Origin of the sequence: Arthrobacter sp. SIMBA_036, from assembly GCF_046535135.1 — a bacterium.
Classification (GTDB): domain Bacteria; phylum Actinomycetota; class Actinomycetes; order Actinomycetales; family Micrococcaceae; genus Arthrobacter.
In genome coordinates this window covers 1-261 of record NZ_JAWRXG010000268.1, presented here as the reverse complement: position 1 = coordinate 261, position 261 = coordinate 1, and the positions used below count along the sequence as shown (strand labels likewise).

Below are 261 nucleotides of genomic sequence, written 5' to 3'. Positions count from 1 at the left end.
GAGGAATATTTCCACGTCGTTGCCTACAAGCCGGCGCTCAGCTAATCAGCCGGCGAAGCGCTCTGCCAGGAAATGCGAACTGCTGGTCGCTCCGGCCAGGCGGTCGGTCTTCTGGGTGGTCGTGGTGCCGTGCGGCTGGTAGGCCAAGGCAACGATGACGGCACTGATGGCGATATAGCCGATCGCAAGTAGCGTGAGTTTTTGACGCATGACGGGAACTCCTGTTCTGCCAGCTTAACGCCGCCCCAGCGGCAAAGTTCC

At 60.5% G+C, this 261-nt stretch carries 1 protein-coding gene; it reads right to left on the bottom strand.

Going from position 1 to position 261, the window contains the following annotated elements; all coding sequences use genetic code 11:
- Positions 1 to 45: 45 nt before the first annotated feature.
- Entirely contained in the window at positions 46 to 210 is a 165-nt protein-coding gene (locus tag SB659_RS19845; RefSeq protein ID WP_310296205.1) for a hypothetical protein, read from the bottom strand.
- Between the last annotated feature and the right edge of the window lie 51 nt (positions 211 to 261).

Coding starts and splice junctions, on each gene's coding strand:
- SB659_RS19845 (WP_310296205.1), bottom strand. CDS start 210: ATGCGTCAAAAACTCACGCTACTTGCGATCGGCTATATCGCCATCAGT.